21 protein-coding genes, 5 tRNA genes and 1 pseudogene are annotated in these 24,149 nt (G+C 41.8%); 9 read left to right on the top strand and 18 right to left on the bottom strand.

The window, feature by feature from the left end:
* Positions 1-521: pseudogene (locus FTT98_RS07170) on the top strand (IS4-like element ISAba33 family transposase); the annotation flags it as partial.
* A gap of 270 nt (positions 522-791) precedes the next feature.
* Here FTT98_RS07170 and FTT98_RS07165 read toward each other — a convergent pair.
* The 11 genes from FTT98_RS07165 to tpiA form a co-directional block, all read right to left on the bottom strand.
* Positions 792-1,199 carry a ribosome-binding factor A gene (locus tag FTT98_RS07165; protein ID WP_078189413.1) on the bottom strand — a complete coding sequence of 136 codons (408 nt, stop codon included), beginning with the start codon at positions 1,197-1,199 and terminating at the stop codon, positions 792-794.
* On the bottom strand, positions 1,199-3,892 hold the full coding sequence (gene infB, locus FTT98_RS07160) for a translation initiation factor IF-2 (protein WP_180008040.1): 2,694 nt from the start codon (positions 3,890-3,892) through the stop codon (positions 1,199-1,201). The genes FTT98_RS07165 and infB overlap by 1 nt, the downstream gene beginning before the upstream one ends.
* Positions 3,893-3,902: 10 nt before the next feature.
* Entirely contained in the window at positions 3,903-5,387 is a 1,485-nt protein-coding gene (gene nusA, locus FTT98_RS07155; protein WP_180010651.1) for a transcription termination factor NusA, read from the bottom strand.
* A gap of 35 nt (positions 5,388-5,422) precedes the next feature.
* Positions 5,423-5,947, bottom strand: coding sequence for a ribosome maturation factor RimP (gene rimP / locus FTT98_RS07150; RefSeq protein WP_078189416.1), 525 nt, complete (start codon positions 5,945-5,947; stop codon positions 5,423-5,425).
* Positions 5,948-6,163: 216 nt separating this feature from the next.
* A tRNA-Met gene (locus FTT98_RS07145) sits at positions 6,164-6,240 on the bottom strand.
* Positions 6,241-6,330: 90 nt separating this feature from the next.
* Positions 6,331-6,407, bottom strand: a tRNA-Met gene (locus tag FTT98_RS07140).
* Between the two features lie 58 nt (positions 6,408-6,465).
* Positions 6,466-6,542 (bottom strand) — tRNA-Met (locus FTT98_RS07135).
* Between the two features lie 73 nt (positions 6,543-6,615).
* Positions 6,616-6,692, bottom strand: a tRNA-Met gene (locus FTT98_RS07130).
* A 48-nt stretch (positions 6,693-6,740) separates the two neighbouring features.
* Positions 6,741-6,825: transfer RNA gene (locus FTT98_RS07125), tRNA-Leu, on the bottom strand.
* A gap of 52 nt (positions 6,826-6,877) precedes the next feature.
* On the bottom strand, positions 6,878-7,207 hold the full coding sequence (gene secG, locus FTT98_RS07120; RefSeq protein WP_078192560.1) for a preprotein translocase subunit SecG: 330 nt from the start codon (positions 7,205-7,207) through the stop codon (positions 6,878-6,880).
* A gap of 13 nt (positions 7,208-7,220) precedes the next feature.
* Positions 7,221-8,012 carry a triose-phosphate isomerase gene (gene tpiA / locus FTT98_RS07115; RefSeq protein ID WP_180177195.1) on the bottom strand — a complete coding sequence of 264 codons (792 nt, stop codon included), beginning with the start codon at positions 8,010-8,012 and terminating at the stop codon, positions 7,221-7,223.
* Positions 8,013-8,287: 275 nt separating this feature from the next.
* Here tpiA and pilB point away from each other — a divergent pair, with 275 nt between their 5' ends.
* The 4 genes from pilB to coaE all read left to right on the top strand — a co-directional run bounded on the left by pilB (position 8,288) and on the right by coaE (position 12,755).
* Positions 8,288-9,997: a type IV-A pilus assembly ATPase PilB gene (gene pilB / locus FTT98_RS07110; protein WP_180177194.1), complete on the top strand. Its 1,710-nt coding sequence runs from the start codon at positions 8,288-8,290 to the stop codon at positions 9,995-9,997.
* A 32-nt stretch (positions 9,998-10,029) separates the two neighbouring features.
* Positions 10,030-11,259 carry a type II secretion system F family protein gene (locus tag FTT98_RS07105; RefSeq protein ID WP_180177193.1) on the top strand — a complete coding sequence of 410 codons (1,230 nt, stop codon included), beginning with the start codon at positions 10,030-10,032 and terminating at the stop codon, positions 11,257-11,259.
* Positions 11,260-11,324: 65 nt separating this feature from the next.
* Positions 11,325-12,143, top strand: a complete 819-nt coding sequence (locus FTT98_RS07100; RefSeq protein ID WP_180177197.1) for an A24 family peptidase — start codon at positions 11,325-11,327, stop codon at positions 12,141-12,143.
* A gap of 9 nt (positions 12,144-12,152) precedes the next feature.
* A complete protein-coding gene (gene coaE / locus FTT98_RS07095; protein ID WP_168378206.1) occupies positions 12,153-12,755 on the top strand; it encodes a dephospho-CoA kinase in 603 nt (200 codons plus the stop codon).
* A 14-nt stretch (positions 12,756-12,769) separates the two neighbouring features.
* On the opposite strand, the gene FTT98_RS07090 is transcribed toward coaE, so the two are convergent.
* From FTT98_RS07090 to FTT98_RS07080, 3 genes are all read right to left on the bottom strand, one after another.
* Positions 12,770-13,690 (bottom strand): DMT family transporter, encoded by a 921-nt coding sequence (locus FTT98_RS07090; RefSeq protein ID WP_373685132.1) that lies wholly within the window; start codon positions 13,688-13,690, stop codon positions 12,770-12,772.
* A gap of 8 nt (positions 13,691-13,698) precedes the next feature.
* Complete coding sequence (rlmB, locus tag FTT98_RS07085; protein ID WP_180177191.1) at positions 13,699-14,457, bottom strand: 23S rRNA (guanosine(2251)-2'-O)-methyltransferase RlmB; 759 nt, start codon at positions 14,455-14,457, stop codon at positions 13,699-13,701.
* A gap of 177 nt (positions 14,458-14,634) precedes the next feature.
* Positions 14,635-14,958 carry a pyrimidine/purine nucleoside phosphorylase gene (locus tag FTT98_RS07080; protein WP_067763086.1) on the bottom strand — a complete coding sequence of 108 codons (324 nt, stop codon included), beginning with the start codon at positions 14,956-14,958 and terminating at the stop codon, positions 14,635-14,637.
* A 597-nt stretch (positions 14,959-15,555) separates the two neighbouring features.
* Between FTT98_RS07080 and recN the strand changes: the two genes are divergently transcribed.
* Positions 15,556-17,217 carry a DNA repair protein RecN gene (gene recN / locus FTT98_RS07075; protein ID WP_180177190.1) on the top strand — a complete coding sequence of 554 codons (1,662 nt, stop codon included), beginning with the start codon at positions 15,556-15,558 and terminating at the stop codon, positions 17,215-17,217.
* A gap of 61 nt (positions 17,218-17,278) precedes the next feature.
* On the opposite strand, the gene FTT98_RS07070 is transcribed toward recN, so the two are convergent.
* On the bottom strand, positions 17,279-18,004 hold the full coding sequence (locus tag FTT98_RS07070) for a hypothetical protein (RefSeq protein WP_180177189.1): 726 nt from the start codon (positions 18,002-18,004) through the stop codon (positions 17,279-17,281).
* 308 nt (positions 18,005-18,312) lie between these two features.
* Between FTT98_RS07070 and FTT98_RS07065 the strand changes: the two genes are divergently transcribed.
* Together FTT98_RS07065 and ruvX are read left to right on the top strand one after the other, a co-directional pair.
* Positions 18,313-18,867 carry a YqgE/AlgH family protein gene (locus FTT98_RS07065; RefSeq protein ID WP_078189425.1) on the top strand — a complete coding sequence of 185 codons (555 nt, stop codon included), beginning with the start codon at positions 18,313-18,315 and terminating at the stop codon, positions 18,865-18,867.
* Positions 18,860-19,303, top strand: a complete 444-nt coding sequence (gene ruvX / locus FTT98_RS07060) for a Holliday junction resolvase RuvX (protein ID WP_078192570.1) — start codon at positions 18,860-18,862, stop codon at positions 19,301-19,303. Before FTT98_RS07065 ends, ruvX begins: the two co-directional genes overlap by 8 nt.
* Positions 19,304-19,408: 105 nt before the next feature.
* On the opposite strand, the gene FTT98_RS07055 is transcribed toward ruvX, so the two are convergent.
* From FTT98_RS07055 to FTT98_RS07045, 3 genes are read right to left on the bottom strand one after another with little or no spacing between them, the layout of a single operon-like run.
* Positions 19,409-20,413, bottom strand: coding sequence for an HlyD family secretion protein (locus tag FTT98_RS07055; protein WP_180177188.1), 1,005 nt, complete (start codon positions 20,411-20,413; stop codon positions 19,409-19,411).
* A gap of 33 nt (positions 20,414-20,446) precedes the next feature.
* Positions 20,447-20,653, bottom strand: coding sequence for a DUF1656 domain-containing protein (locus tag FTT98_RS07050; protein ID WP_078189428.1), 207 nt, complete (start codon positions 20,651-20,653; stop codon positions 20,447-20,449).
* Entirely contained in the window at positions 20,646-22,745 is a 2,100-nt protein-coding gene (locus FTT98_RS07045) for an FUSC family protein (protein ID WP_180177187.1), read from the bottom strand. Before FTT98_RS07045 ends, FTT98_RS07050 begins: the two co-directional genes overlap by 8 nt.
* Before the next feature lie 464 nt (positions 22,746-23,209).
* On the opposite strand from FTT98_RS07045, the gene FTT98_RS07040 reads away from it, so the two are divergent.
* Positions 23,210-23,986 (top strand): IclR family transcriptional regulator, encoded by a 777-nt coding sequence (locus FTT98_RS07040; RefSeq protein WP_180177186.1) that lies wholly within the window; start codon positions 23,210-23,212, stop codon positions 23,984-23,986.
* Positions 23,987-24,149: the final 163 nt, after the last annotated feature.

Here is a 24,149-nt window from a genome sequence, read left to right as displayed (position 1 = left end):
CCAAGAATCATAAAATTAGTGATTTATTTCGTCATCTTCAAGTTGGTCAAACTGAATGTCGTAAACGACGTATTTGGGTTGGTCGAGTGAAACTGTATATTAGTGCGCTACGATTAGAAGATGGAGAGCTTTTACTTGTTGTTTCTCCTATGTTTAATGCTTCTGCTATTCGTGATTATGCATTACGCTGGGAAATCGAAACGTTATTTAGTTGTCTCAAAGGACGTGGATTCAATCTTGAAAATACTCGTTTAACAGACCCTAGACGAGTCAAGAAATTGATAGCAGTGCTAGCTATCAGTTTCTGTTGGTGCTATTTAACAGGTGAATGGCAACATGATCGGAAAAAAGCGATAAAAATAAAGAAGCATGGACGACTTTCAGTAAGTTTATTTCGCTACGGTTTGGACTATGTTCAAATGGCTATTCTACGTTTGATTGGTTTTGGAAAAAAAGAAGAATTTAAGAAAGTGCTAGCAATTTTAAGAAAGAAAAAGCCTGATAGGACAAGGATCCTATGAAATTTGTCGTGTACAGAGATCAGATGTATAAAAATCTTCTACATAGGTATTTAAACATGCCCAACTTGGCATAGTGATGAGTAATATGCTGCTCAATAGCATGATTTTTTTTATTATATTGTGTGTATAGACTGGACTATCCAATGTCATTTTCAAGCTTAGTTTTATCATCTAGTTATAATTCTGTGTGTTATTGGGTATTTTTAAATAATGACCATTCAAACATAAAAAAGCCACCCGAAGGTGGCTTTTTTCATTCAGCGAACTGAATTATTCATCATCTTTTTTTGCTTCGTCAGTAGGAGGTAAGTCCTTGACCGCTTCCGCAATTAGACCAAACATATAGTTGCCATAAGCATTTGTTTTGTCGTAATGGAAACGCAAACGTGGCGTAATACGTGTTTTGATACGACGGCTCAGTTCATGACGCAAGAAACCAGATGCTTTATTCAAGACATCTAAAGTTTCTTTATTTGCGGCTTCACTTTGCTCATCGCCTAGCTCACGACCCATTACAGTCACATAAACTTCGGCATATCCTAAGTCTGGGCTCACCTTCACGGCAGAGATGGTCACAAGACCACCTAAGCGTGGATCTTTCAGCTCCTGACGGATCAGTTCTGACAACTCACGTTGTACTGTATCCGCCATACGCTTCAGACGTTGACTACCCGCCATTAAAGACTCCGTTTAATCAATTGAACATCGTACACTTCAATCTTATCTTGTGCTTTGATGTCTTTATAGCCTTTCACCGCAAGACCACATTCCATACCGGCACGAACTTCTTCAACCACATCTTTGTAGCGACGAAGAGATTCAAGCTCACCTTGGAATACCACCACGTCATCACGTAATACGCGAATCGGTTTATTACGATGTAATGTACCTTCAAGTACCATACAACCTGCAGCAGCACCGAATTTACTTGAGTGGAACACTTCACGTACTTCAGCAACACCAAGAATTGTTTCACGGTGTTCAGGCGCTAATTTACCGCTCATCGCATCTTTCACATCATCAATTAATTGATAGATGATCGAGTAGTAACGAATGTCGATACCATCAGCATCAGCTTTTTGACGTGCAGTATTATCAGCACGTACGTTAAAGCCGAGAAGAACCGCTTCTGATGATTCAGCAAGTGTTACGTCAGACTCAGTGATCGCACCAACACCTGAACCAATAATACGTACTTTCACTTCATCAGTTGCAAGTTCAGCAAGTGCAACGTGTAATGCTTCCAAAGTACCACGTACGTCTGTTTTCAATACCACGTTGACAATAGGCACATCTTTCTTGCCCATAGACGCCATGATATTTTCAAGACGCATCGCAGATTGACGCTCAAGACGTTTTTGACGTTCACGATCCATACGCGCATCAGCAACTTCACGTGCTTTTTTCTCGTCATTTACAACAAGAACTTCATCACCCGCCATTGGCGCTTCTGGTAGACCCAAGATTTCCACAGGAATCGAAGGACCAGCAGATTTAATACGTTGACCATTTTCATCTGTCATTGCACGTACACGACCGTATGACGAACCTGCAAGAACAAGGTCACCCACTTTCAATGTACCGTTTTGAACAAGAATCGATGTTACCGCACCACGTCCTTTGTCTACACGTGCTTCAATTACAACACCTTGTGCCGCACCCTCTTCAGATGCTTTAAGCTCAAGAAGTTCGGCTTGAATTGAGATCAAGTCAAGAAGTTCGTCGATACCTGCACCGCTGTGCGCAGAAACCATTGCCACTGGAACGTCACCGCCCCATTGCTCAGGTACGATTTCTTTCGTCGTCAACTCATTCAATACGCGATCTGGATCAGCAGACTCTTTATCCATTTTGTTGATAGCAACAATAATTGGCGTACCTGCTGCACGTGCATGGTCAATCGCTTCAGCAGTTTGTGGCATAACACCATCATCTGCTGCAACAACCAACACTACGATATCTGTAGATTTCGCACCACGTGAACGCATTGCAGTAAATGCTGCGTGTCCCGGTGTATCTAAGAAAGTAATAATACCTTTTTCAGTTTTCACATGGTAAGCACCAATATGCTGTGTGATACCACCTGCTTCACCTGCAGCCACTTTAGAGCGACGAATACGGTCAAGAAGTGATGTTTTACCATGGTCAACGTGACCCATAATTGTCACAACTGGCGGACGAGTGGTTTGGACACCACGCGCTTCTTCAGCTGCTTCAAGTAAGTTGTCTTCTGCTTGTGTATCCGAAACAAGTACTGGATTGTGACCCATTTCTTCAACAACAAGTACTGCGATTTCTTGATCAATCGCTTGGTTTTGAGTAACCAATTCGCCCATTTTCATGAGTGATTTGATAACTTCGCGAACTTTAACCGCCATTTTCGCAGCCAAGTCAGCAACAACAATTGTTTCACCAATTTCAACATCATAAACTTGTTTTTTAACTGGTTTTTCAAAGCCATGCTTGTTCGCTTGACTTGTTTTTAAACCACGTTTATGTGAGTTATCACGGAAAGATTGCTCTTCACCACGACGACCACCTTTTTTAGGTGAACGTGAATTGTTGGTATTGGTACCACGTTTAATTTCACGGTCTTCTTTCGCAAATGAATCTTCATATGCCTGACCTACAAGGCCGGCAGCAAGCGGAGAATCATCTACAACACGAATGGTCGCAGTAGTGTCTTCGTTAGAATACTTAGACGCCATTTGACGCATTTGCTCAAGCGTACGTTGTTGCGCTTCTTCAGCGGCTTTACGACGCGCCGCTTCTTCTACAGCTTTCAATTGTGCTGCTTGAGCTTCACGTGCTTTTTTCTGTTCTAGAGTTTCAACAGGTTTTGTAATTGGCTTGTTGTTTGACTTACGTTTTACAACAACCGCAGCTTTCGGTGTTTCTTGCTTCGCATGTTCTTGCTTCGCAGCAGCACGCATTGCTTCTAAAGCTTGTTTCGCTTTAGATACTGGTTGTTGCTTCGGTTCTTCAGCTTTCGCTTCAACCTTAGGTTCCTGTTTACGTGCTTGTTGGTCAGCTTGTGCTTTCGCTAATGCTTCAGCTTTAATTTGCTCAGGATCCGGTTTAACAAATGTATGTTTCTTACGAACTTCTACATTAATCGTTTTTGCCTTGCCCGATGTACTCGCCACTTTAGCAGTACTGGTAGTTTTACGTTTCAACGTGATTTGTCCTGCATTGCCCGCATCCTGACCATGAACTTTTTTCAAATGGTTAACGAGGGCATTTTGTTGTTCAGTGGAGATAATATCTTCAGGTTTAGTTTGTGTTAAACCTGCATCACGAACCTGTTCCAGCAGCTTCTCAACTGGACGACCCACGCTGAGAGCTAACTCCTTAATCGACTTGTCCGTCATATATTACCTCCTAGTTAAACCATGATTCGCGCGCTTTCATAATAAGTTGACCTGCTTTTTCAGCACCTAAACCTTCAATATCAGAGATATCGTCAGTGGCTTGATCTGCAAGATCATCTACAGTTACCACACCGCGAGCGGCAAGCGCATATGCGATTTCTTTAGTCACGCCTTCCATTGCAGCAAGCTCTTCGCTTGGCTCTTGGATGTTCTCTTGTTGTTTCAATGCATCAGCCAATGCAACTTCTTTTGCACGACCTTGTAGCATTTCAACAGTTTCAGCATCAAGTTCGATCTCATCGAATGTTTCCGCAGGAACATACGCGATTTCTTCTAATGATGTGAAGCCCATTTCAACCAACGCCATCGCTAAGTCTTCATCAATATCTAGACGTGTAACAAACATATCTAAATATTGTTGCGCTTCGTTTTGTTGGCGTGCGTGATATTCTTCTTCAAGCATCATATTGAGCTTGTAACCAGTCAATTCAGATGCTAAACGTACGTTTTGACCTTGAGAGCCAATTGCACGCGCTAACTGATCACTCGTTGCAAAAATAATATCTGCAGTACGTTCTTCTTCATCAATCACGATACCTGATACATCAGCAGGCTCTAAAGCACTTGCAATGTACTGTGCCGCGTCATCCGACCAAACGACTACATCAATACGCTCACCATTTAACTCTGACTGAACCGCTTGGATACGTGTACCACGCATACCAATACATGCACCTACAGGATCAATACGGTGATCGTTTGTTTTCACAGCGATTTTAGCACGAACGCCAGGTTGGCGTGCAGCTGCCTTAATCTCAATGATTTCTTCAGCAATTTCAGGAATTTCTTTCTTCATCAATGCGATGAGCATTTCTGGTTTAGAACGAGAAAGTAATAACTGAGCACCACGGCCTTCACGGTTCACATTAAACAAAATCGCGTTTACACGTTGTTTAGGACGTAGAATTTCTTTAGCGATCATTTCTTCACGCGCAAGATATGCTTCTGCATTGTCACCTAAGTCAATGATAAAGCCATCTTTGGTTTGTTTTTTCACTTCACCGTAGATGAGTTCACCAACTTTAGACTCGTAAGCATCTGCAATTAATGCACGTTCTGCTTCACGAATTTTTTGAACAATTACTTGTTTCGCAATTTGTGCCGCAATACGACCAAAATCAATCGATTCAACTTCAAGTTCACGAATATCACCAATTGCCCATTTTGCAGGATCTACATCAGAGATCGCATCTTGGCATGCTGGCATTTCGTGATCTTCGTCGGCAACCACTTCCCATTGACGGAAAGTACGGTAATCACCAGTACGACGGTCGATTTCTACACGTAGACGAGCTTCTTCCGAGTGAGTTCCCTCGTAGAATTTCTTCTTAGTCGCTGCAACTAAAGCTTGTTCAAGCGCTTCAAAAATTGCATCACGACTTACACCTTTTTCGTTACTAACCGTTTCTACTACGGTAAGAATTTCACGAGCCATAAGTCACCTATTCGTTCAGATTCTTATTTATTAAATTAATCTTGGAAAACCAGATTTGCTTTATCAATATTGTGGCTGTCAATATCCAATACTTGTTGCTTTTCAACTTCAACCTGAATCATTTCGCTTTCAAGGTCTACGCTTACAAGTTTGGCTTGGAATTTACGACGATTATCCACAGCACTGATCAAACGCAAAGCGACTTGCTGACCAATATATGCCGTCATTTGTTCCAATTTAAAGAACTGACGATCCCAACCTGGAGATGACACTTCCAATGCATATTCGCCTGAAATTGGATCATGTACATCCAACATCGCACCCACTTGCTGAGTGACACGAACACAGTCCTGCACACCGATACCACGGCCTTGCTCAACTTCGCCATCTTCATTGATGACAGGTTCTGCATTTTCATCAACTTCACGGTCGATATAAATACGTAACAGTGAACGTTTTCCTTGAGGTTGGAAATCAATCCCCCAAAGTTCTACATCACATGCTTGCACCGCTGGGGCAATTAAGTCCTGAAGTGCTTGAGTTTTATTTGATAGCTTCATTTACTCTCGTCAAATTTGTGCGATTCGATGGTCGAAATGACCACTACAGACCAATGCAAAACTATAGTAGTAGTGAAACATGACGGTTTGACCAAAATACTGTCGACACTACACGATAGCCAATAAAAAAGGGCGTAAATCGCCCCATTATTACACAGAAAACCATAGTCCACTGTGCAAAAAGGCCCACCTAGTTGTGAGCCTCTTTTAGAAACTTGGTAGCGGGAGCTGGATTTGAACCAACGACCTTCGGGTTATGAGCCCGACGAGCTACCAGACTGCTCCATCCCGCATCAACATGCAAAAATTATATACAATTTCTTGGTCATTTTCAATCTAAAACAACCTGAAGAATTGCCCTACTGAGTTGCATCTCAGAGGATTGGTAGCGGGAGCTGGATTTGAACCAACGACCTTCGGGTTATGAGCCCGACGAGCTACCAGACTGCTCCATCCCGCATCAACATCACAATGACTTTCAGATAAACTGCTTATATAGATTGTGTGCTATATAAGATTGGTAGCGGGGGCTGGATTTGAACCAACGACCTTCGGGTTATGAGCCCGACGAGCTACCAGACTGCTCCACCCCGCATCAATATGCAAATAGTTTTCTCAGCTTTAAAAGCTGTCCATTTAAAAGTTTGCATCTTAAAAATAGAATTGATTGGTAGCGGGAGCTGGATTTGAACCAACGACCTTCGGGTTATGAGCCCGACGAGCTACCAGACTGCTCCATCCCGCATCAACAGAGTTTTGCTGCATACACCAACTTATGTTCTGGATTATAAGTTGGTGCGGAAGGGGGGACTTGAACCCCCACGCCCGAAAGCACTACCACCTCAAGGTAGCGTGTCTACCAATTCCACCACCACCGCAGCTGTGACGCATTCTAGTCGCAACACGTCAAAAAAGAAAGCGCTAAATAAATTATTCAGCGCTTTTTGGTGCAGTTGGCGAAGTTTCAGCCGATTTTGCAGGCGCAGTCGGTACTGAAGAAATCGCATTCAGACTATAAGCATCTGTCGTTTGTTTCTTTGCAAACACAGCAAGTGTCAAGCTCGTAACAAAGAACAAAGCCGTTAAAATTGCAGTCAAACGGGTCATAAAGTTACCCGAACCCGATGCACCAAATACAGTTGCAGCACCGCCGCCACCAAAAGATGCACCCGCATCTGCGCCTTTACCATGCTGAACTAAAATCAGCACGATCATTAAAATCGCTAAGATAATATGTACCACCAGCACAAACGTATGCATGCTGAACTCCTAATTATTTTGTATTTGCAAATGCTTGAGCAATTTTATAAAACGACTCTGCATTTAATGATGCACCACCGACGAGCGCACCATTGATATCTGGACAGGCTGCCAACTCTACTGCATTTTCAGGTTTTACACTACCACCATAAAGAATTGCAGTATGAAGTCCCATTGGGGTGATTTGGCTTAAACCTTCACGAATTTTAGCATGCATCGCTTGTGCATCTTCAGGTGACGCCGTTTTACCTGTGCCAATAGCCCAAATTGGCTCATAAGCCACCACAATTTGTTTCCACTGCTCTGCTTGTACAACAGCAGCAATATCACATATTTGTTGTAACACAATCTGTTCTGCTTGGCCGCTTTCACGTTGTTCTAAGCTTTCACCCACACAATAAATCACAGTCAAACCTGCGTTTAATGCATTTTTTACTTTTTCATTAATGATATGCGGTTGATCAGCGAATATTTCACGGCGTTCCGAATGACCAATCAGTACAAATTCAACACCATAATCTTTTAATAGCTCAGCACTGAGCTCACCCGTATATGCGCCTGTACCTGCGAAGCGAGAAACGTCTTGTGCAACGGTTATGATGTTACGGCTAGCTTGTGTTAATTCATTTTGCACCGTGGTCAGAGCAATAGCTGTTGGTGCAACCCCAATATGACATGCCGCTTCAGCAATATTTTGTTCATCTAATAATTGCTTAAAATTCTTAAGAAGTGCGCCAGCATCGGCTTGCAATGGGTTCATTTTCCAGTTACCCACTACCCAAGGCGTAATCGTCGAACCCGACATATTTATCCCACATGACAAAGATGAAATCGGGCACATTCTACACGTAATTCATAATTTTGAAGATAAATTTCAACACATTTGCATCTTCGAACCACACCAGTCATTCCAAGATCTTCACTTTTCTGTAAAAAAATTAAGCAGATTTAAGGACTGGTTCATGCTTTTTACCAATTCTTAGCTAGTGACAACACTTTAAGATATGGTATTTTTGTGCAACAAAAGTATAATTTTGCTATACCAATTATAAACAGACTGAAGCATAGGCAAGTAAAAGCATGACAGCAGTTCAAGGTTCTTCAAGATTTACGGGGTTTATTCGTCGCTTAGTTGACGAAGGGCATCTGTCTGCCGAAAAAATGCAAGCAGCGCTGCAAAATTCAAAAAAGGCTCATCAAGATATCGTGCCGCATTTGATTCAGGAATATCACCTTTCAGCACGCCTGATCGCAGAAACCATCTCGATAGAGTTCGGTGAACCGGTTTTTGATATTTCAACTTATGATACGTCTTTAATTATACGTGATGAATTTGAAGATAAACTCATTACCAAGCATCGTATTTTGCCTATTTTTAAACATGGCAATTTATTATTCGTTGCAATCAGTAATCCCACTAATATTGAAGCTGTAGATGCCATCCGATTTGGTAGTAAGCTGAATACCGAAACCATTATTGTTGAACATGACAAACTTGAAAAGTTAATTGAACAGAACTTCGCTGAAGAAAGTACTTTTGACTTTGATAATGACTTTGATCTTGATTTAGATAGTGAAACACCTGATCCATCTCAAGAAGATGAAGATGAGGCAACGGGTGATGAAGCACCGATTGTTAAGTACATCAATAAACTACTAGTCGACGCCATTCGCATGGGTGCATCCGACTTACATTTCGAACCTTATGAAAAGTCTTACCGCGTCCGCTACCGTGTCGATGGCGTGTTAAGAACAATTACTAATCCGCCCTTGCAGCTCGCGACTCGTCTTGCTTCACGTTTAAAAGTCATGTCACAAATGGACATCTCGGAAAAACGTATTCCACAAGATGGTCGTATCAAGTTAAAGCTGTCAAAGAACAAAGCTATCGACTTCCGTGTGAACTCTTTACCGACCTTATTTGGTGAAAAACTTGTTCTACGTATCCTTGACCCTTCTAGTGCGATGTTAGGGATTGATGCGTTGGGTTATGAACCGGATCAAAAAGAACTGTTCATGCAGGCTTTAGAAAAACCACAAGGCATGCTGCTCATTACCGGCCCAACGGGTTCCGGTAAAACCGTATCTTTATATACAGGTTTAAACATTCTCAACCGTGAAGATACCAACATTTCAACGGCCGAAGACCCTGTGGAAATTAACTTAGAAGGCATCAATCAGGTCAACGTAAATAATAAAGTCGGCCTCACCTTCTCTGCGGCCTTAAAATCATTCTTACGTCAAGACCCTGATATTGTGATGGTCGGTGAGATTCGAGATTTAGAAACGGCTGAAATTGCCATTAAAGCAGCTCAAACGGGTCACATGGTGATGTCTACACTGCATACCAATAGTGCACCTGAAACACTTACACGCCTACGCAATATGGGCGTGCCTTCATTTAACATCGCGACATCCGTGAACCTTGTCATTGCGCAGCGACTTGCGCGTCGCCTATGTTCACAATGTAAAGAAACCGTAGAGGTACCAAAACAAAGTCTACTGGAACTTGGTTTTACCGAAGATGATTTAAATACACCAGAATTTCAAATATACCAACCTGTTGGTTGTGCCGAATGCCGTGAAGGCTATAAAGGTCGTGTCGGTATATATGAAGTCATGAAAGTGACACCTGAAATTTCAAGAATTATTATGGAAGATGGCAATGCCTTACAAATTGCCGAAGCTTCAAATCAAGCAGGTTTTAACAATTTACGCCGTTCAGGCTTAATTAAGGTCATGCAGGGGGTGACTTCACTTCAAGAAGTCAATCGTGTGACCAGTGAGTAAGTGAATTAGTATTTAAAAATAAGGATAAATTCATGGCTGTAAAAAAAGCGCAGATGATGCCAACCTTCAGTTATGAAGGCGTGGATCGCAAAGGGGCGAAAATCAAAGGGGAAATGCCTTCGCGTAATATGGCTTTAGCCAAAGTCACTTTACGTAAGCAAGGCATCACCATTAAAACCATTCGAGAAAAACGCAAAAATATTCTCGAAGGCTTGATGAAAAAGAAAGTATCCACTTTGGATATCACGGTATTCACGCGCCAACTTGCAACCATGATGAAAGCCGGTGTACCGCTCGTTCAGGGTTTTGAAATCGTGGCGGAAGGCCTAGAAAACCCAGCCATGCGTGAAGTGGTCTTGGGGATCAAAGGTGAAGTTGAAGGCGGTAATACCTTTGCTGGTGCGCTGCGCAAATATCCGCAGTATTTCGATAACCTATTTTGCTCCTTGGTTGAATCAGGTGAACAGTCGGGTGCACTTGAAACCATGCTAGACCGTGTTGCCATTTACAAAGAAAAAAGTGAATTGCTTAAGCAAAAAATCAAAAAAGCCATGAAATACCCAGCTGCAGTAATTGTTGTCGCTGTTATTGTGACGATTATTTTGATGGTGAAAGTAGTTCCTGTTTTCAAAGAATTATTTTCTTCTTTTGGTGCAGACTTACCAGCATTCACTAAAATAGTGGTTAACATGTCAGAATGGATGCAACAATATTGGTTCCTTTTAATCATTGTATTTGGCGCTGTGATTGCAGGCTTCATGGAAGCGAAAAAACGAAGCAAAGCTTTCAGAGACTTTTTAGATAAAGCAGCACTAAAAGCACCAATTTTTGGGGATTTGGTTTATAAAGCAATTATTGCGCGCTATAGCCGTACTTTAGCAACCACATTTGCAGCTGGGGTACCCTTAATTGATGCACTTGAATCGACTGCAGGTGCAACCAATAACGTGGTCTATGAAACTGCTGTCATGAAAATCCGTGAAGATGTGGCGACTGGCCAACAACTGCAATTTGCCATGCGTGTCACCGATAAATTTCCCTCTATGGCAATTCAAATGGTGGCTATTGGTGAAGAATCAGGTGCATTGGATGCCATGTTGGACAAAGTAGCAACGCATTATGAAAACGAAGTAGATAATGCCGTTGATGGCTTAACCTCGATGATGGAACCCTTAATTATGGCAGTATTGGGTGTACTCGTCGGTGGTCTTGTAATTGCAATGTATCTTCCAATCTTCCAAATGGGTTCAATTATTGGATAATACCAATAAAAGGAAATATTTTGTTTACTGAATTTTTTAGCTACTTAATCAATACCCCAATTGCGATGTATATCGCAGTTGGGATATTTAGTCTTTGCATCGGTAGTTTTTTGAATGTGGTGATTTACCGCACGCCGAAGATGATGGAACAAGAATGGCGCACAGATTGCCAACTGTTTTTGTATCCAGACCAACCAATTATTGATGAAACAAAGATCACACTAAGCACCCCTGCTTCAACCTGCCCAAAATGCAAAACGCCCATTCGTTGGTATCAAAACATTCCAGTCATCAGTTGGATAGTGTTACGCGGAAAATGTGGAAGTTGCCAAAATTCGATCAGTAGCCGTTATCCACTGATCGAATTACTCACCATGATCTGTGCGCTGATTGTCGTTGCAGTTTTTGGTCCAACTATTCAAATGCTGTTTGGTCTGCTGCTGACTTATGTATTGATTGCATTAACCTTTATTGACTTTGACACCCAACTTTTACCTGACCGTTATACCCTTCCTTTGGCTGCACTCGGGCTTGGCGTAAATAGCTATGCCATTTATACCTCTGCAACCTCAGCCATTTGGGGATATATCATCGGCTTCTTATGCCTATGGGTTGTTTACTATTTATTTAAAATCATCACTGGCAAAGCAGGTATGGGCTATGGTGACTTTAAGCTGTTAGCTGCCTTGGGTGCATGGATGGGCCCTTTCCTGCTTCCATTGATTGTATTACTCTCTTCACTGGTGGGTGCAATCATTGGGATTATTTTGCTCAAAGTCCGTAAAGAAAACCAACCTTTTGCATTTGGTCCCTATATTGCCATCGCTGGATGGATCGCCTTTTTATGGGGCGATCAAATTATGAAAATTTATTTGGGTCAGTAAGGTCGTTGTATGACATTTGTCTTGGGTTTAACAGGTGGTATTGGTAGCGGTAAATCTGCTGCAAGCAATTGGTTTGAACTCCAAGGCATTCAAGTCGTCGATGCTGATATCGTTGCACGGGAAGTTGTCGAACCTGGTCAACCCGCACTGAATCAAATTCAGCAACAATTTGGTGATTGGGTTTTACTTGCAAATGGTGAGTTAAATCGGCGTGCATTACGCGAGCATATCTTTAAAGATCCTACAGCACGTCAAGCACTTGAAGCCATTACCCATCCAGCAATACGCCAGTCCATTATCCAACAATTAAACGAAGCCACTAGCCCCTATGTCATCTTGGTTTCGCCGTTATTATTTGAAACCAATCAACATGAATTGGCCAATCACACCTTGCTGATTGATGCCACAGAACAATTGCAAATTCAGCGTGCATCACAGCGTGATGGTCAAAATATCGAGCAAATCCAAAAAATTATTCAAGTTCAAATGTCACGTCAGGAAAAGCAAAAAATTGCAGATGATATCGTGCTGAATGATGGTCATTTAGATCATCTTTATGCGCAGCTTCGGCCGTTACATCTCAAGTACTTAGCGCACGCTGAAAAAAGCTAAATAAAAAATCAGTCTTACTCAGACTGCTGTTTTTGTTGTTCGAGTTGCTGCTCTAGACTATCCTTTCGTCCCAACCATTTCCACGGTTGAATCGCTCCAATCCCCATCCCGACCAATCCACACACAATTGCAAAACTTAAGGGTTCATTCAGCAGCGGTACCGCTAAAATTGCAGCAATAAAAGGTGCCAAAGTTACGATACTTCCGGCTTTAAATGCACCCAGGCGCTTGATCGCCTCTACATACGTTAAAGTCGCAATAATCACCACAAAAATACCGTGAAAGATAACTTGTCCAATGAGTTGCAATGGCTCAGGATCGGACCAATGTTTAGGGAAAAATAGTAGATAAATAGGCACGAATACCACGGCAGACCAAACCGCAACCCCCGCCATGGCATGCCAAGCAGAGAGCCTCCATTGCTTAAGCAATACCGTAAATATCCCCCACCAAATGGCACTGATAAAAAATAGCAAATCACCTAAACCAAATGCCACACCAGTCTCGACGTACATTAAATAGCTCATTAAGCTAATGGCAGAGATCATAATCACCACACTGATCCAGGTATGCTTATCGAGTGGCTGTTTGAAGATCAGGAATGCGGCTATGGCCGTACATAAGGGAATACAACCATTGAGGAAGATTGCAGCATGGGCCGCAGGAGCATAATGAAATGCGCTATAGGCCGTTAAGCAATAGGTCACCCCACCGAGCATAGCGAGGATAAAAGGCTCTTTCTTCCATAAAAAAGCCGTATCTTTTTTATAAATCAAAATTGGCATTAAGATGCAAAATGCCAAAGCAAACCGAAGTGCCGTGATATCCCAAGCACTGATTCCCCAATTGGCGCTTAAACGCGCCGTTAAGGTGAATCCCCCCCAAATACACATGGTAATGAAAACATATAAATAACCTTGCTTTTGGGGAGACATCATCACTGCTATTTCAATTCATTATTACGTTGACGGCATGCTTCATACAATGCCATACCTGTCGCGACACTGACATTTAAGCTTTGCAAATTACCAGCCATTGGAATGTACACAGTTTGATCACATTGCGCCTGCGTAATAGGACGTAAACCTGTATCTTCAGCGCCCATCACCACACATACACCCGTACCTGTGAAGTCAAATTTCTGAATCGGCAACGCTTTTTCATCTAGCATGGTGCCGACCACAAGTACATTAAAGTCTTCTTTGATTTGAGCCAAGGTACGTGCCAAGTTCGTCACCTGAATAAACTTCACTTTTTCAGCACCACCTGCAGCAACTTTACGGGCTGTTGGGGTAAGCGTCGCTGAACGATCACGCGGTGCAATCACAGCTTCAACACCCATGGCTGCCGCTGTACGAATGCATGCACCAAGGTTATGTGGATCTGTAATATGATCTAATGCCAATAGCAACGCATTTGGATTGGCTTGTAATAAAGCCTCTAAATCTTTTTCGTTCAAGACTGGATGTGGGCGTACAGCCGCAACCACACCTTGATGGAACGGTTGTCCCGCAAGTTTTTCCAAACTATCACGACTAGCTTTTTGAATGCTGACACCAAACGGTTCTGCAAGCTCAAAAATACGTTTTAAACGCTGATCATCACGTCCTTTTAACGCAAATAAAGTTAAAACGCGTTCTGGCTCAAGTTCCAGTAATGACTCCACTGAATGAACGCCATAATAATATTCCGGTTTCGCCATGAACGACCTCTAAATTGCAAACTTCGATAAACTTTTGAACAGGGTATGATATCCCTAGAGCACAGCATAGGCTGCCAAAAAGAAAAATCCTGCAAAGCAAGCTTTACAGGATTTATGCTATGACACATAGTTTAACCGATTTGAGGTTAAAAAACTGTGCCTAAATTGATTGAATCATTAGCCTTCTAAGTGGCACACATAATCCAACACTTCGTCTGTTTCAATTTTAAATCGGCTATTACCTGGCACGTAGAATGATTGACCCGCACGGAATAATTCGCTTTCTTCGCTATCTGCAATTTGAACACGACATTCACCTGAAATAATTTCCATACGTTCAGGTACATGGGTTTCAAAAGTCAGCGCTTGTTCAGTTGGAAGCAACACACCCAGTGTTTTCTTTGTTCCATCTTCAAATTGCACAGTATGGCTGATGCATAGACCGCCAAAATAAACATTTGATTTTTTGATTACCGATACATGATCAAACTGTGCTGACATGCGTTTTCTCCAGATAAAGCATATTTATAATATTTTGATCGATGTAGTTTAATTGTGCTGCAAAAACTAATCAATCTGTGTTGAAAACTGTGCGATAGATAATTACAAAAATCTGAGTACTGGATGTGCCCCTATTTCATCCCACCACCTCAACATTTAGAGTCTAAAACAAGCTGTGCCGTTGTACAAAATACTTTTTTGTTTCATCCACTAAAGTCCTAGTTAGGGTTGATCGAAACGCTGCAAACTCATTTCAAAAAAATAGCAGCGTGATGAATCATATTGGTGGATTTGAATGACCAAATCATGACGTTTTATGGCAATAACACGCTAGATTAAATACAAGAATACATACACAAACGTGTTTTGTGAGGACTTGGCAGGACGTTGGTGGTTTAAGCTCACGTTATGCAAGATCATTTACTCTTTGCATCACTACACTGCGTGCTTACGGCAGATACGAAACTAATTTCTTATTAAACTGAAATTTAGGATAGAATTATGAGGTTTTTCGTCATCTTAAAATAAAACTTGTCTTGTGACCAAAACAAAACTTAATTATCTTTAACTAGAACTTTTCGCAGCTCGGATGCGTTTATGCTGACACATTTAACTCTGATCAATTTTGCATTAGCCGACCATTTAGCCATCGACATTGAACAAGGCTTTAATGTCCTGACGGGTGAAACGGGTGCAGGTAAATCTTTACTTCTAGACGCATTATCAGCTTGCTTAGGTGAACGTACAGATACCAACTACGTGCGCTATGGATCAGACAAAGCCGATGTGACAGCGACCTTTAGCTATCAAGAGCACAGCCCTGAAGCGCTTTGGCTCAAAGAACACGAACTAGATGATGAGTCTGGCGAAATCCATTTACGTCGCGTGATTTTTGCAACAGGTCGCAGCAAAGCATGGATTAATGGACGTCCGAGCAGCTTATCTGAGTTAAAAGAAATTGGCCGCTTATTGGTACAACTCTATAGCCAACACAGCCAACAACAACTCTTGGAACCGCCTTATCCAAAACATTGGCTAGATCGCTATTACAATTTTTATCAGCCTGCTCAAGCCGTGCGTGATGCCTATAGCAAGTGGCAAAAGGACATTCGACAGCACCAAGCAGCTCTCGATGCCCAAGCCACACGTAAGCAACGGATAGAAACGCTTGAACTTCAATTAGAAGAACTTGAAGACCTTGTGCAAACGGACTACAAAGAAATCGAGCAAGAATTTGACCGTCTCAGTCATCATGAACATATCATGCAAGACTGTAGCTATGGTCTAAATGCCCTCGATGATGCCGAGCAAAATATCAATCAAGAAATGGGCGCGATCATTCGTCGGATTGAATCGCATGCAGGACGTAGTGAACAACTTTCTGAAATTTATACGTCGCTACTGAACGCTCAAAGTGAAATTGAAGATGCGACAGCAAATTTACGTCATTTTATTGATCGTCAAAGTTTCGATCCTGAACGTATGGACGAATTAAACACTAAACTCGAAGTTTTTCATCGCTTAGCGCGTAAATATCGTACTCAGCCTGAAGATTTAAAAAATGATTATGATGCGTGGCAACTTGAGCTAGAACAATTACATCAACTTGAAGATCCTGAAACCCTAGCTGAACAAGTGGAAGTGTCTCATCAAGACTTTTTAGCCAAAGCACAGCATTTGGATGATATTCGTCGTGAAGCATCTACCCCATTGGCGAAGCAATTGACTGAACAAGTGAAGCAGCTCGCGCTCCCAGAAGCACATTTTGAATTTAAATTTGAGCCTCTAGAACAAGCTTCAAGTGAAGGTTTGAGCTTTATTCAACTGCTGTTCACCGCAAACAAAGGTATTCCTGCTCAGCCTTTAGCACGCGTGGCATCGGGGGGTGAATTGTCACGTATTGCCTTAGTCATGCAAGTGATGAATGCTGAAAAAACTGAATCAGAAGTGTTAGTCTTTGATGAAATTGATGTCGGGATCAGTGGCGGAACGGCAGAAATTGTCGGGCGTTTGTTGGCTGATTTGGCGCAGCATGTTCAAATTTTATGTATTACTCACCAAGCCCAAGTCGCTGCCCAATCTGACCAACATCTTTTGGTGAAAAAACGCCAAACGGATCCTGCAAGCAGTACCATTATTGAGTTAGAAGAAGATGATCGGATTCAAGAGCTGGCTCGAATGACTGGTGGTGTGGAGATTAGTCAAACGACCTTACAACACGCAAAACAGTTGCGACAATTAAAATTTCAACATAGTTAATTTTTGATGCTTGCAAAAAAGCCTGTGTATTCAAAGTACACAGGCTTTTTTCTTAAACACACTATTTGACAACTCCCTGATACACAAAGGCTTTCGAGCCTAAGGTATAGCGTAAATATTTATACTGCGGCTGATGTTGTTGATTGAGCAACATTACATCCACGTGTTTCGGACTGATTTTGAGATATTCATTACCGCTACGACGATCGGTTTCATAATGGCAGTCATAATCTACCGAGATTTGATCTAGTTTCTTTTGCTTAGTTTGAAATACATAAGATTTAAGTAACTGTTTTGGCCCAACTTCAACAGCTCTTAGATGATGTAATCCACTGCAATTATCACCTTTATAATAACTCTTCACCAAATATACGGTTTTATTTTGGATGTTGATCGGCAAAATTTGATTGATATAGCCTGAGTCAAATTGATCTAAATGTTGCGTTTTTCCCGTTGCATATTGCACATAGCTGCTCCACTCCCCCATGGTGCCTCCGCCAGACACATCAAAACTATAAAATTTTAGTTTTTTATCCGGAGAATATTGCACATGAACAAAACCTTGCTTTTCGAGTTGCGTAAATCCGTAGTGAAAACTGCTCGGATCTGCCGCAATGACATCCACAATTTCACGTTCTATCGCTTCATTGACCTCATAAAAATTTAAGTTTTTATATTTTTTAATCACCTGAGATTCATGTTTTTGTAAGTCAGCACTTCCTGCAAAGCCTGAAATAGGTAGGCTTGCACAGAGTGCCATCCCTATTATTTTTGAAAAATGTGTCATTGTTTTACCCTCAGTTTATCCTGCTATTTTAAGCAATCTCAGTCATCCATCACGTATATCTTCTCCTCGCTTTTGTACTGCTGTTGTTCAAATTACCAATCATCGCTTTACAATTCACCGCATTGTAGACCTGCCTTTACGATGAAGATTTTTAGCATGTCCCTCACTGGTCGAGCATGACAAATATTGAATTTGCAGAAAAACTCATTGTTGAAAACTTGTGAGTCTAGTATGTTGATAAATACAACGTTATTCGAATGCAATTCACCCCAAGAATTAAACTTACCCCAATAAGGAGAAGCCATTAGGTGACTAAACAATACCTCACACACCGCTGCCTGATTGCTCCACCCGAAATGAACGATGAATTCTTTGCCAATACGGTGATTTATTTGGCTCGACATGATGAAGATGGCGCTCAAGGCATCATTATTAATCGTCCATCAGGTTTACAGATCAAAGAACTCTTGAATGATTTGGAAATTGAGGCAGATAATGTGCATCCTCATGAAGTGTTGCAAGGTGGACCTTTGCGCCCAGAGGCAGGTTTTGTTCTTCATACCGGTCAACCGACATGGCATTCGTCTATTGCTGTAGGTGAAAATGTTTGTATTACCACCTCTAAAGATATTTTAGATGCGATCGCACACAATGAAGGTGTGGGTCGCTATCAGGTGGCCCTAGGCTATGCCAGTTGGGGTAAAAGCCAATTAGAAGAAGAAATTGCTCGGGGTGATTGGCTCATTTGTGACTCAGACATGGATTTAATATTTAACTTACCTTATGACGACCGCTGGGACGCTGCCTATAAAAAAATGGGGGTAGACCGCATGTGGTTATCATCTGAGATTGGACATGCCTGATTTACCACAGTATCAAATGATTATGGCCTTTGACTTTGGCACACAAAAAACAGGAATGGCTGTGGGACAAGCCCTGATTGAAAGTGCAAATCCTCTACCACTCTTTCCCATGAAAGATGGCATTCCCAATTGGGATAATCTACTCAAGATTGTGAAACAGTATCAGCCGGATTTGTTTATCGTGGGTCTACCGCTCAATATGGATGATAGCGAATCTGAACTCTCCACACGTGCGCGTAAATTTGCACGACGCCTTCGCCACCAAACCAATATTGAAACCTTGATGGTCGATGAACGCTTAACTACACGTGAAGCGCGTGATGAATTAGATCATTATCAAGCCCAAGGCCGTGCGAAGAATCTTTCTGCCGACAGCCTTGCTGCAGCATTATTTATTGAAAGTTGGTATCGAAATCCAGTGGGACTGAAACCTTAAGCGCTTTCAACAAACAGGCAAATAAAAAAGCATCCGAAAAAGGATGCTTTTTTATGCGCAAGATTGATCACTCAATGCTGCGCAAATGAAATGATTGGGGATAACTTAGTTTTTATCCACAATATGAATCGTAGTGGTTCGACCCGCGACAAAAGCCAACTGATCATGCGGCACTTCATCCAGTACAATTTTCACTGGTACACGCTGTGCCAAACGGACCCAACTAAAGGTTGGATTAACATTAGCAAGCAAACCATCAGTCGACGTACGTTCACGGTCTTCAATCCCTGTGGCAACGCCTTGTACATGGCCTTTATAAACTTCAGAACTTCCCATCAGTTGGATTGTTGCAGGTGCGCCAACATAGATTTTATCCAGTTTGGTTTCTTCAAAATATCCCACAACATACAATTGTTGACGATCAATTAAAGCCGCCACGGCTTGTCCTACTTTGACGTAATTCCCTGCTTTGAGTTCAAAGTTAGACAATGTTCCATCAGTCGGTGCAACCACTTCCGAACGTTTTAAATTCAACTCAGCCAAATGCAAACTGCTATTCGCTGCTTCAATTAGGGCTTTTTGCTGCACCACACTGGCTTTGGCTTGTTCAATCGCGGCCTGAGCTTGCTCATGCTCTGCATGTGATTGATCACGTACTGCAAACATTTGATCTTGTTCTTGTTTTGAAATCGCACCGTCCATCAAACTTGCATAACGATTTGCATTTTTATCTGCAAGATTAATATTGGCTTGTGACTTCACTAGATTGGCTTTGGCTTCAGCAAGCTGCGCTTCAGCCCCTGCCAGTCCTGCGTTGGCTTTCGCCAGGTCAGATTTGGCTTGCTCAACATCCAAAGCTTGACGTGCCACATCTATACGAAACAGCACTTGGCCTTTTTTCACTTGTTGGTTGTCTTGAACTAAAACGTCTGTGACCAAACCTGAAACATCCGATGACACTTGAATCACGTCACCACGTACCCGTCCATCACGCGTCCATGGTTCCGAATTGTAGTAGTCCCAAATATGTTTCAGCGCAAGTAATGCGCCACATAGCACGATTATCAACAATACAGGCCGAACATATTTTCGGACATTCAAATTGGTCATACGATTACCTCAATCATTTCATTTTTTAGGGGCTTAGAACTGGCAGAAAATAAAGATTTCATGCACCAGCCAAAGCAACATCACAAATACACCCAAATAAAAAATATTGGGCATCGGCACCCAATCTGGCGCCATCCATCGGTCAAGCAAACGCATGATGACCCGCAATAACAGATAGGCCAATACCGCTTGAATCAATAGAATGGGCACATAGACGCCATACACATTTAGCTCACCCATGTTGTGCCTCGACCTGTAAATGATTTGGAGTCTGCTGTGTTAGGACATGACACAAACTGCTTTGAATATTGTTCAGTGAATACTGAATTCGATGCATAACATCGTCGTTTTCAAGACCCTGAACGGCCTGATTCAATCGTTGAATTCGCTCTACAATTTGTTGTTTCAAACTCATATACACATTCTTTTGCCCTTGTTCCATGGCACGGAAATAGTCATCTAAATCTTGTTGTAACTCTTCAAGTTCACTGACCAGTGCATCATTCGGATCGAGTTTATTCATGAGTTCTTGCAAGCGGGTCAAATCAATCACGGCACTGGCTTCCACCAAAGCCCACTCGATCTGTTGTTTCAAATTCCCTGATTGCACCATTTTGCTGTTTAGGATGCCGATTCGGTCCAACATACTGCGTAAATGCACCCGAAACGGTAAGCCGTACGGCAGATATAAAGCCTGACGCAGTGCTTTGTAGTGCTGTGAAAGTATGCGTTGGGCCGTCATATCTGGTGACATTGCACGTACTAAATGAATAATAAATACCGAGATAATGGGTCCCAAAACCGTCCCAATCGATGCATCAAAGAAAAACACCTGATCGAGGCTAAAGCGGTTTTGAAAATTCAGTCCCATGATGGTGCCCATCAAAAGCGGCAAGCTGATCCCAATCAAAGGCGGATGTAAAAACAGCATCAGACAGAACATCACAAACGGTGCTAACACCACGATCAACTGCCCAAAAGCGGTCACATGCGGGAAAATGCCATAGGCGTAGATAAACACCATGAACGCCGCATACATATTGGCGCGAATAAACATTTTCAATGCAGGAACAGGGTTATCCATTGCAGTTAAAATACAGGCACTGATCGCAGCCATTTCGGCCATCATAAATCCAGCTTTCCAACCACTAACGATCCAAAAACCCGTAGAAATTAAAATAATCAAACATGCAGACACCCCGCCACGAATGGCAACCCCCGCATCTCGGTGCAAAGTCGGATAATGACTATTGCCCAAGGCGGTCAGTGTAGCTGGTAAAGTGGAGTCGCCTTGCTGTACCCGCTGCCAAAGCAAGCGAATCGCACGAATATTCTGAATAAAATGGCGAATATCCATTTTTAGACTGCCCAAAATCACCTGTTGTGATGGCAATGCCTGTGCCTGAATCTGTTGAAAATCTTGCTCAAACTGTTCAGGCAATTGATTAAGTTCACTTTCCTCAATCTGATGTTGATCTAATAAAAACGCGGCAATATGTTCATGGGCTTGCTTGAGTGCCGTCCGATAATGTGTGTCCAGACCGTCTAATTGTTTCATCCGTTCAGACATGGCCACCAAGTTACTGACCAACAAACTCAACTGATGCAAGATTTCCTGCAATGGACGTGTCATGCCTTTTAAGGTAGATTTTTCATATGACAAATGCACCGCCATGACATGTATATCCGCGATATCTCGTGCAATATTGCCGAGATTTTTTGAATAATTTTCTAGTTCGGCAGGCTCTAATAAAATCTGATCAAATATTTCTTTGGTATCGGCAAAGGTTTTGCTCACGCGTGTTTCGACTGCAGGGCCAATATGCATTGGAAATAATGTCGTGGTCACGATGGCACTACAGACCACACCCACCGTAATTTCGAGAAAACGCCCCAAGGCCATATCGAAGATCGAAGCGGTATCAATAAAATACACCACGTTAAAACAGATAATGACCGTGGTATAACCCGCCAACATGGAAACATAACTACGAGGCGTACGGTCTAGCAGTGACAAATACAGGCAAAACCCAACCCAAACCGCTAAAAACACCGTAAACAGGACAGGCATATGGATGAGATGTGGCAGTGCCACCACCGACACGGCCGCCCCTAAGAATGTTCCTAATACACGATACAAACTTTTTGAAGACGTCATCCCTGAATATGGATTCGCGATCACGAAAACGGTGCCAATCGCCCAAATCGGATAAGCCAAATTCAGTACAAAGGCCACATACAATGCCAACATGCCCGCGATGAACGTTTTGGTCGCAAAAATCCAGTCCATTTTATTGGGCCGAAAAGCGAGTATTTGTTTCGTCAGCAGCATGATTGATCTCGTCGGTTTGCTTCTTTTTAGTGAAAACGGCCTCGTATCGAATGCTTAAACATTCGACAGCACAACCTGTATCACGGCACAGGAATGACTAGAAATTTCAATAAGTAAAGAAGCGATTCAAATCGTGTTTCAAACCATTTGAATACAAAAAGTAATGTGCAACATTGCCTGCGCATCGAACATATGGGCAATATTTATTCAATATAGGATATTTTCATAGCAATTTTGCTAAAAAAACAAAATAAAGTCAATAAAAATATCTTATTTTGATAATTCAACTATATTTTAAATGAGTATTTCAGGTTTTTACTATGCTTTTATCAGGATGACCCAAGAAACCCTGTGATATTTCAGATTTGTTTCATTTCCATTGTAGAAAAGCGCAACATCAGGCCGAGCAATTTGTTATAAAGTAACTTAACGATTCATTTTTTATTGTGACCAAGCAGGTTCTTATGGCGCTTTCCAGTTTTGGTAAAATTCTCACCGTACTCGACTTATTTTCAGTTGCTCGTCCCATCATCAATGTCGACATTATTAGTGAAGAATTAGGCTTATCTAAACCAACGAGCTATCGCTATTTAAAAGAACTGGTTTCTGCTGAATTATTGCAGCGCCTCAGTGGGACTTCTGGCGATTACACACTGGGTTCAAAAATTGCTGTGCTTGATTTTATTTCTCGCACCACCGATCCATTGGTGCAAATTAGCATTCCATTCATGAAAGAAATTGTGGAACGCACAGAGTCTTGTTGCTTATTGACGCATCTAAATATCGACTCTTGTATTGATGTGCATCATGAACTTTATAAGGACTATGCAGCCTTGGCTTATGGTCGAGGTAGCCCGCGTCCGATGTATAAAGGCTCATCGTCTAAAGTGATTTTGTCTCAGTTACCTAAGCAACGGATTTTAGATTATTACCACCGTTTTGCTGACGAATTATCTCAAGTTGGTTTTGCGCATAATGAAGAAGAGTTTATGCAGCAAATGAAAAAGATTAAAAAGCAGGGTTATTATTTTTCCAATGGTGAAGTTGACCCGAATATGTCGAGCCTATCGATTCCGATTAAATTTTCCAGTAAAGAACCCCCACTTGCTTTGACCCTATTGGCGTCTAAAAATCGTTTTGAATTTATGAATTTTCAAAAAATCGTAGAAATGATGCAAGACTGTACAGCGCGTATTGAGAAAAAATACAGCAGTTTGATGGAAGAATCGGACGCCATTTAAATCTGATCAGTTTGCGCACAACTGATGCGATATTGTAAAGATGATATTTAATTAATCTGATAAATTTATATTATTAATTGAATTTATTAATTATAAATTCCAGAAAGATTATCATAATATGATTATTGTTCTTTAGCAGTCATCTCAACTATGTGTTCCATGA

It is taken from the genome of Acinetobacter sp. YH12039, assembly GCF_013420015.1.
In the GTDB taxonomy this organism is placed as follows: domain Bacteria; phylum Pseudomonadota; class Gammaproteobacteria; order Pseudomonadales; family Moraxellaceae; genus Acinetobacter; species Acinetobacter amyesii.
Note: the sequence above shows the minus strand (reverse complement) of the source record. Positions and strands in the feature narration are given on the sequence as shown.